This is a genomic window from Brevundimonas sp. UBA5936 (assembly GCA_002430835.1).
GTDB lineage: Bacteria > Pseudomonadota > Alphaproteobacteria > Caulobacterales > Caulobacteraceae > Brevundimonas.
Window position 1 is genome coordinate 1 of record DJDA01000042.1, and the last position, 8,189, is coordinate 8,189.

At 67.3% G+C, this 8,189-nt stretch carries 6 protein-coding genes; 2 read left to right on the forward strand and 4 right to left on the reverse strand.

The genetic code is table 11. From position 1 onward, the window contains the following. A partial coding sequence (locus B2Y21_RS04245) for an NADP-dependent isocitrate dehydrogenase (RefSeq protein ID WP_292057296.1) occupies positions 1 to 1,185 on the forward strand: 1,185 nt, incomplete at its 5' end. A 350-nt stretch (positions 1,186 to 1,535) separates the two neighbouring features. After that, positions 1,536 to 2,087: a DUF2939 domain-containing protein gene (locus tag B2Y21_RS04250; protein ID WP_292057298.1), complete on the forward strand. Its 552-nt coding sequence runs from the start codon at positions 1,536 to 1,538 to the stop codon at positions 2,085 to 2,087. Positions 2,088 to 2,307: 220 nt separating this feature from the next. Here B2Y21_RS04250 and alaS read toward each other — a convergent pair whose 3' ends face one another. From alaS to B2Y21_RS04270, 4 genes are all read right to left on the reverse strand, one after another. Continuing rightward, on the reverse strand, positions 2,308 to 4,953 hold the full coding sequence (gene alaS / locus B2Y21_RS04255; RefSeq protein ID WP_292057300.1) for an alanine--tRNA ligase: 2,646 nt from the start codon (positions 4,951 to 4,953) through the stop codon (positions 2,308 to 2,310). A 131-nt stretch (positions 4,954 to 5,084) separates the two neighbouring features. Further along, positions 5,085 to 5,567, reverse strand: a complete 483-nt coding sequence (rraA, locus tag B2Y21_RS04260; protein ID WP_292057302.1) for a ribonuclease E activity regulator RraA — start codon at positions 5,565 to 5,567, stop codon at positions 5,085 to 5,087. A 493-nt stretch (positions 5,568 to 6,060) separates the two neighbouring features. After that, entirely contained in the window at positions 6,061 to 7,140 is a 1,080-nt protein-coding gene (gene recA / locus B2Y21_RS04265) for a recombinase RecA (protein WP_128115118.1), read from the reverse strand. A gap of 168 nt (positions 7,141 to 7,308) precedes the next feature. Continuing rightward, the coding region (locus B2Y21_RS04270) for a CHAD domain-containing protein (RefSeq protein WP_292057305.1) at positions 7,309 to 8,189 on the reverse strand (881 nt) is incomplete at its 5' end.

The window sequence follows — 8,189 nt, forward strand, 5'->3', positions numbered from 1 at the left end:
ATCGACGGCGACGAAATGACCCGGATCATCTGGCAGATGATCAAGGACAAGCTGGTCTTCCCGTACCTGGACCTCGAACTCGACTATTACGACCTCGGCATGGAAAGCCGTGACGCCACCGACGATCAAATCACGATCGACGCGGCCCACGCCATCCAGAAGCACGGCGTCGGCGTGAAGTGCGCCACCATCACTCCGGACGAGGCGCGCGTCGCCGAATTCGGCCTGAAGAAGATGTGGAAGTCGCCGAACGGCACCATCCGCAACATCCTGGGCGGCGTGGTCTTCCGCGAGCCGATCATCTGCAAGAACGTCCCGCGCCTGGTGCCGGGCTGGACCCAGCCGATCGTCGTCGGCCGTCACGCCTTCGGCGACCAGTACAAGGCCACCGACTTCCTGATGCCGGGGCCGGGCGTGCTGACCATCAAGTTCGTCGGCGACGACGGCGAGGTCATCGAGCACGAGGTCTACAAGTCGCCGGGCGCCGGCGTCGCCATGGGCATGTACAACCTGGACGCCTCGATCCGCGAGTTCGCCCATGCCTCGTTCGCCTATGGCCTGCAGCGCAACTACCCGGTCTATCTGTCGACCAAGAACACCATCCTGAAAGCCTACGACGGCCGCTTCAAGGACATCTTCCAGGAAGTCTTCGACGCCGACTACGCCGAGGAATTCAAGAAGCGCGGCCTGACCTATGAGCACCGCCTGATCGACGACATGGTCGCGGCCGCGATCAAGTGGTCGGGCGGCTTCGTCTGGGCGTGCAAGAACTACGACGGCGACGTGCAGTCGGACATCGTGGCGCAGGGCTTCGGCTCGCTGGGCCTGATGACCTCGGTGCTGATGACGCCGGACGGCAAGGTCATGGAGACCGAGGCCGCCCACGGCACCGTGACCCGCCACTACCGCCAGCATCAGAAGGGCGAGGCCACCTCGACCAACTCGATCGCCTCCATCTTCGCCTGGACCCGCGGCTTCAAGCACCGCGCCAAGCTGGACGACAACGCCCAGCTGGCCGAGTTCGCCGATACGCTGGAGCGCGTGGTCGTCGAGACCGTCGAGTCGGGCTTCATGACCAAGGATCTGGCTCTGCTGGTCGGCGATCAGCAGTCCTGGCTGACGACCGAAGGCTTCCTGGACAAGGTGTCCGAGAACCTGAAGAAGGCCCTGCCGGGCATCGGCTGAGGCTTTTCCAGTCGGCCGCGGTCAGAAGGCTCCGCCTTGGCGGCTTCGCGCCGCCCTTCGGGTCTCGACCCGACGCGGCCTGTAGGCGCCAAGACATCAAGGCCCGCCGGAGCGATCCGGCGGGCTTTTTGTTGGGCGTTATCCCCCACACGTTCGCCGTCATCCTCGGGCTTGACCCGAGGATCCAGGGTGGCGGCGCGCTCGATCCTGCCATCCGCGTGCGGGACATGGGACAGAGCCGCGTGAAAACACGCATTGAACCCGCCTACGATCCATGTCCCTAATACTCTTGGGGATTTTGACGCCGTTTCGTCGTCGTCTCGTCGCGTTCGTAAGGCAGGGGAGGGCCGATGAACCGCAAACTGATCATTCGTCTGGGATTGGCGGCCGTCGCTATCTTTATGGTCGCCTACGCCGCGTCTCCGCTGCTGGCGGCGCGATCATTGGTGCAGGCGGCGAAAGCCGGGGATGAAAAGGGGTTGGAGCGCCAGGTCGACTTTCCCGCCTTCCGCGCCAGTCTGAAGGATGAACTGAACGCCCGCATGATGGCCGAGATGCGTAATGACCCGCGCATGGCCGACAGCGGCCTGTCGGGGCTGGGGATGCTGCTGGCGCCCGCGATTGTCGGCGGGGCGGTGGACGCCTTCGTCACCCCGCAGGCGATATCCATGATGGTGCAGGAGGGCCGCACGCCCAAGCCCGCTCTCTCGGTCGAGACGCACCAGGATGCGAAGAGCGACCATGACCGCGTGCGTCAGTCGTGGGGCTATCGCGACCTGGACACCTTCGCCGTCACCCTGACCCGCGACGATCAGCCGGACGAGCAGGTGTCCCTGCTGATGAAGCGCCGCAACCTGTTCGGCTGGAAGCTGGCGGCGATCGACCTGGGGGCGCCGGAGTAATGACTTCCCTCTCCCGGCGGGAGAGGGCTTGAGCGCACGGCGGCGCAGCCGACGTTCTGGCGCGAAAGGGTGAGGGGCTTGTCCTATCCGTCGGCGTAAGCCGTCGCGCCACGACCTTGGGCCGACTTCGACCGCGAACCCTCACCCTTTCGCCTTGGCCAATCGCCTTCGGCTCTTGGAGGCTCAAGCCCTCTCCCATCGGGAGAGGGTAGAGGTAAGATCAGCCCTTCAGCGCGGCGCGGATGGCGTTCAGGCCGTCCTCGGCCTTCGATCCGTCCGGAGCGCCGCCCTGGGCGAAGTCGGGCTTGCCGCCCGCGCCCTTGCCGCCCATGGCGATGACGGCGTCGCGGGCCAGATCGGCCGCATTGACCTTGCCCGCCATGTCCGGCGTCGCGGCGACGGTGATGGCCGCCTTGCCGTCGGTGACGCCGACCAGGGCGACGACGCCCGAGCCGATCTGCTTCTTGAAGTCCTCGGCCACGCCGCGCAGGCCCTTGCCGTCGACGCCGTCCAGAACGCGGGCGATCAGCTTGATCCCGCCGATCTCTTCGGGGGCCGCATTGGCGCCCGCGCCGCCGCCCAGGGCCAGCTGCTTCTTCAGGTCGGCGACCTGCTTCTCCAGCGTCTTGACCGAGGCCTGCAGACCCTCGACGCGGGCCGGAACCTCGGCGGGCTGGATCTTGAAGCCCTGGGCCAGGTGGCGGGCGACATTGGCCTGATCCAGCAGGAAGCGGCGGGCCGCCTCGCCGGTCAGGGCCTCGACGCGGCGTACGCCGGCGGCCACGCCGCCTTCGGACACGATCTTGAACAGGGCGATGTCGCCGGTGCGGAAGACGTGGGTGCCGCCGCACAGTTCGACCGAATAGGCGCCGGGTCCGCTCAGCGCATGGCCGATGGTCAGGACGCGGACCTCGTCGCCGTACTTCTCGCCGAACAGGGCCACGGCGCCCGCCGCGATGGCGGCGTCGGGCGTCATCAGCTCGGTCGTGACCGGGACGTTCTGGCGGATGACGGCGTTCACCTCGTCCTCGACGCGGGCGATCTCCTCGTCCGTCATCGGGGCGTTGTGGCTGAAGTCGAAGCGCATGCGCTCTGCGTCGACCATCTGGCCCTTCTGGGCGACGTGAGCGCCCAGCACGTTCTTAACGGCGGCGTGGAACAGGTGGGCGGCCGAGTGGTTGGCGCGGGTGGTCGGGCGCGAGCCTTCCTCGACCGTGGCGGTCACGGTGGCGCCGGTGGACAGCGAGCCCTTGGTCACTTCCAGCGTGTGAACGTGCAGGTCGCCGCCATGCTTCTTGGTGTCCAGCACGCGGCCTTCGCCGCCGCTCCAGACGAAGGCGCCCTTGTCGCCCGCCTGACCGCCGCCTTCGCCGTAGAAGGGGGTCTTGTCCAGCAGCACCTCGACCGTCTCGCCGGTCGCGGCGGACGCCGCCTCGGCGCCGTCCTTGACGATGGCGATGACCTTGCCCTCGCCGGTTTCGGACTCATAGCCGGTGAATTCCGTGCCGCCGTGCTGGTCGCGCAGGGCCAGCCAAGCGCCGGCCGAAGCCGTCTGGCCCGAGCCCTTCCAGTGCTCGCGCGAGCGATCGCGCTGCTCGGCCATGGCGGATTCGAAGCCGTCGACGTTGACGCTGAAGCCGCGACGGCGGGCCTCGTCCTGCGTCAGATCCAGCGGGAAGCCGTAGGTGTCGTACAGGGTGAAGGCCGTCTGGCCGTCCAGCATGTCGCCGGCCTTGAAGTCACTGGTGGCCTGATCGAACAGATTCATGCCGCGACCGAGCGTGGTGCGGAAACGGATCTCTTCCTGCTTCAGCGTGTCCTCGATGAAGGCCTGGGCGCGGCCCAGTTCCGGATAGGCCTCGCCCATCTCCTCGACCAGGGTCGGCACCAGGCGGTGCATCAACGGATCGGCGGCGCCCAGCAGGTGGGCGTGGCGCATGGCGCGGCGCATGATGCGGCGCAGGACATAGCCCCGGCCCTCGTTCGAGGGGGTCACGCCGTCGGCGATCAGGAAGGCGGTCGAACGCAGGTGGTCGGCGATGACCCGGTGCGACGGGGCGCGTTCGCCCTCGGCCTTGGTGTGGGTCAGCTCTTCCGAGGCCGCGATCAGATTGCGGAACAGGTCCACTTCATAGTTGGAGTGGACGCCCTGCAGGACAGCGGCGATGCGCTCCAGACCCATGCCGGTGTCGACCGACTTCTTGGGCAGTTCGCGAACGATCTCGTCGTTCTCCTTCTCGAACTGCATGAAGACGTTGTTCCAGATCTCGACGAAGCGGTCGCCGTCCTCGTCCGGCGAACCGGGAGGGCCGCCGAAGATGTGGTCGCCGTGGTCGTAGAAGATTTCCGTGCACGGGCCGCTCGGCCCGCTGTCGCCCATGGCCCAGAAGTTGTCGGCGGTGGGGATGCGGATGATCTTGTCGTCCGAGAAGCCGGTGATCTTCTTCCAGATGTCGAAGGCTTCGTCGTCGGTGTGATAGACGGTGACCAGCAGGCGCTTGGGATCGAGGCCGAACTCCTTGGTCAGCAGGGTCCAGGCGCGCTCGATGGCGTGGTCCTTGAAGTAGTCGCCGAACGAGAAATTGCCCAGCATTTCAAAGAAGGTGTGGTGACGCGCGGTATAGCCGACGTTGTCCAGGTCGTTGTGCTTGCCGCCGGCGCGGACGCATTTCTGCGAGCTGGTGGCGCGGTTGTAGGGCGGGGTGGCGGCGCCGGTGAAATAGTCCTTGAACGGCACCATGCCCGCGTTGACGAACAGCAGCGTCGGGTCGTTCTGCGGCACGAGCGGAGCCGACTGCACCTTCTCGTGGCCGTCGGCGGCGAAGTAGTCGAGGAAGGTGGAACGGATCTGCTTCAGGCTGGTCATGGGCGTATCGCTCTGGAACTCGGGCGCGCGGGAGGAATGTCGGAACCGGCGTCATATAGGGATTTTGCGCCGAACGCATCACTGGCGCGTGATCCTGCGGGCGCGGCCGTGTTTTTGCGCTCGGGGACGCTCTAATCGTGCAGGCGACGCGGCGAGAGGATCAGGCCGTCCGCGTCGGCGTAGAGCCAGTCGCCGGGGGTGAAGATGACGCCGCCGAAGGCGGTGGGAATGTCGATCTCGCCGATGGCGTCGCGTTCGGCGCGCAGGGGGATGGTTCCCAGGGCTTTGACGCCGACGTTCATGGTGTTGATGACGCTGACGTCGCGCACGGCGCCGTGGACGACGATCCCGGCCCAGCCGTTGTCGATGGCCTGCTTGGCCAGATTGTCGCCGACCAGCGCCCGCTTCAGCGAGCCGCCGCCGTTGACGACCAGCACGGCCCCTTGACCGGGGCGCTCCAGCGTCTGGCGGACCAGGGCGTTGTCGTCCAGCACGCTGAGGGTGCGGATCGGGCCGTGGAAGGCGGCGACCTGGCCGAAGCTGCGGAAGGAAACCTGACAGACCTTCACCGCTTCAGGATGGGCGTCGCAGAGGTCGGCGGTGGCGAAGGTCATGGGGGAGGCTCCGTGGGTTCGGAACACTCTGCCTGCGGGCAAGGGCGGGAAACAAGCCGGTTGCGTCGGGAAAGCGGTTTTGACGGGAGACGTCTCAACGACGGCTCATCCTGACGGCCGCTGGGTCCAGTGAGAGCGCTGCGCCCGTCGCTATCGCCTAACTGTCGCGCTTGGGGCCAAAGCACTGGGTCCCGGCGTCCGCCGGGATGAGCGGGAGAGAGGCAGGCGCCGAACAAAAAAGAGGCCCGCCCGAAGCAGGTCGGGCGGGCCGATCTCCGTCCGACCGGCCGCGGGGTCGGTAGGCGGGTCGCGAGGCGGCGAACGGAGAAGCTCTGGCCGTTAGGGTGGGCCCCTTGTCTCCCGCCGTCATCCTCGGGCCTGGCCCGAAGATCGGATCGTCAGTGCGATCCCGGCGGAAAAGGATTGGGTGTGCTGCCCGGCTGGATCCTCGGGTCAAGCCCGAGGATGACGGCGTAAAAGGGTGGTGGGGGGATCAGCCCTCGAGGTCCTGGCCCTCGTCCGGCTCGGGCGCGCCCAGCATGTCGTCGGCGATCTTGGCCGTGGACTGGCGCACGGCCTTCTCGATGGCGAGGGCCATGTCGGGGTTGTTCTTCAGGAACTCCTTGGCGTTCTCGCGGCCCTGACCGATGCGGGTGGAGTCGTAGGAGAACCACGAACCCGACTTCTCGATGATGTTGGCCTTGACGCCCAGATCGATGATCTCGCCGATCTTGGAGATGCCTTCGCCGTACATGATGTCGAAGATGACTTCGCGGAACGGCGGGGCGACCTTGTTCTTGACCACCTTGACGCGGGTGGTGTTGCCGACGACCTCGTCGCGGTTCTTGATCGCGCCGGTGCGGCGGATGTCGAGGCGCACCGAGGCGTAGAACTTCAGCGCATTGCCGCCCGTCGTCGTTTCCGGCGAGCCGTACATGACGCCGATCTTGTGACGGATCTGGTTGATGAACAGGACGATGCACTTCGACTTGGAGATCGAGGCCGTCAGCTTGCGCAGGGCCTGCGACATCAGGCGGGCCTGAAGGCCGGGCAGGCTGTCGCCCATCTCGCCCTCGATTTCCGCGCGCGGCGTCAGGGCGGCGACGGAGTCGACCACCACGATGTCCACGGCGCCCGAGCGCACCAGGGTGTCGACGATCTCCAGCGCCTGTTCGCCCGCGTCGGGTTGCGACACCAGCAGGTCGTCCAGGTTGACGCCCAGCTTCTGGGCGTAGACGGGATCGAGCGCGTGCTCGGCGTCGACGAAGGCGGCCACGCCGCCCTTCTTCTGGACCTCGGCCACGGTGTGCAGGGCCAGGGTCGTCTTGCCCGAGGATTCGGGGCCGAACACCTCGATCACCCGGCCGACCGGCAGGCCGCCGATGCCGAGCGCCATGTCGAGACCCAGCGAGCCGGTCGAGACGCTTTCGATCTCGGCCACCACGCCAGCCTTGCCCAGTTTCATGACCGAGCCCTTGCCGAAGGCGCGATCGATCTGCGCGATCGCCGCCTCAAGAGCGCGTTGTTTGTCGCCGTCTTCTTTACCCACGAGCTTCAGTGCCGCCTGTGACATTGGTTTTCTCTCCCTTGCCATGATTCCCATCTGACTTCGGGAGAGACCCGCCACGGACCCGCTCCCTCGTTGAGCCGGACTATGGACATGGTTTGTTCTTGTTCGCAAGATGTTCTCGTGAACTGAACAAGAACATTTATCGTTATGCGACCGATTTAGTCGTAAGGCCTATCGCCAGAAGGACCGGGCGCGGGCCAGGCGGGCGAAGGCGCGGCTTGAGGCGGCGTGCAGGACGGCGGCGCTCTGTTCGCGGCGGCCGATCAGGCGCCCGGCGGCGAAGGCGATCTCGGGAGAGGTCAGCCGGGCCTCGGCGGGGATTCGGTCGCGCGCCACGGCCAGGTCGTTGAGGGCGCCGAAGGCGTCCTGCGTCGTCTCCAGCGCCTTGAGGAAACGACGCTCGCGGCGGGGATGGTCGAACAGGCCGGCGAAGAACTCAGCTGCGTAGCGCAGGCGTTTGACGCGGATGCGCAGACGGTGGCGGCCCGCGACGTCCAGTTGGTCGAGACGGCGACCGCCGCGCCGCACGCGCCGGTTCAGCCGCTCCAGGGCCTCGGCGGCGAACTCGGCGACGGGCCGCTGTCGGCGCCAGGCGCGCACCGGGTCGGGATCGGCCCGCCAGGCGCCAGTCTCGATCCAGACCAGGGTCTCGAACATCAGGGCGGCGTAGCGCGGCCAATCGATCGCCGTCATCGCCCGGCGATAGGCGCCGCTGCGGGCCGCCAGCAGACGCAGGCCCAGGGGGGCGAGGTCGGGGTCGGGCGTCTCCAGCGCGGCGGGGTGGAAGACGTCGCGGATGAAGACGTCCAGGTCGCGGGCGGCGTCGGTCTCATGCGCCAGCCATTTCAGCTCGGCGATGACAGGGGCGGCGTCCTGGCCCAGCAGGGGGGCGAAGACGGACAGCGCGGCGCGCAGGCGGCGCAGGCCGACCCGCAGTTGATGCAGGGCCTCGGGCCGACGCACCCGGCGCAGCAGTTCGGCGTTGGCCGAAACCTGGCCCAGGGCGGCCAGGGCCGTGCGGCGCAGGGCCGCTTCGGCGCTCAAGGCGCGGG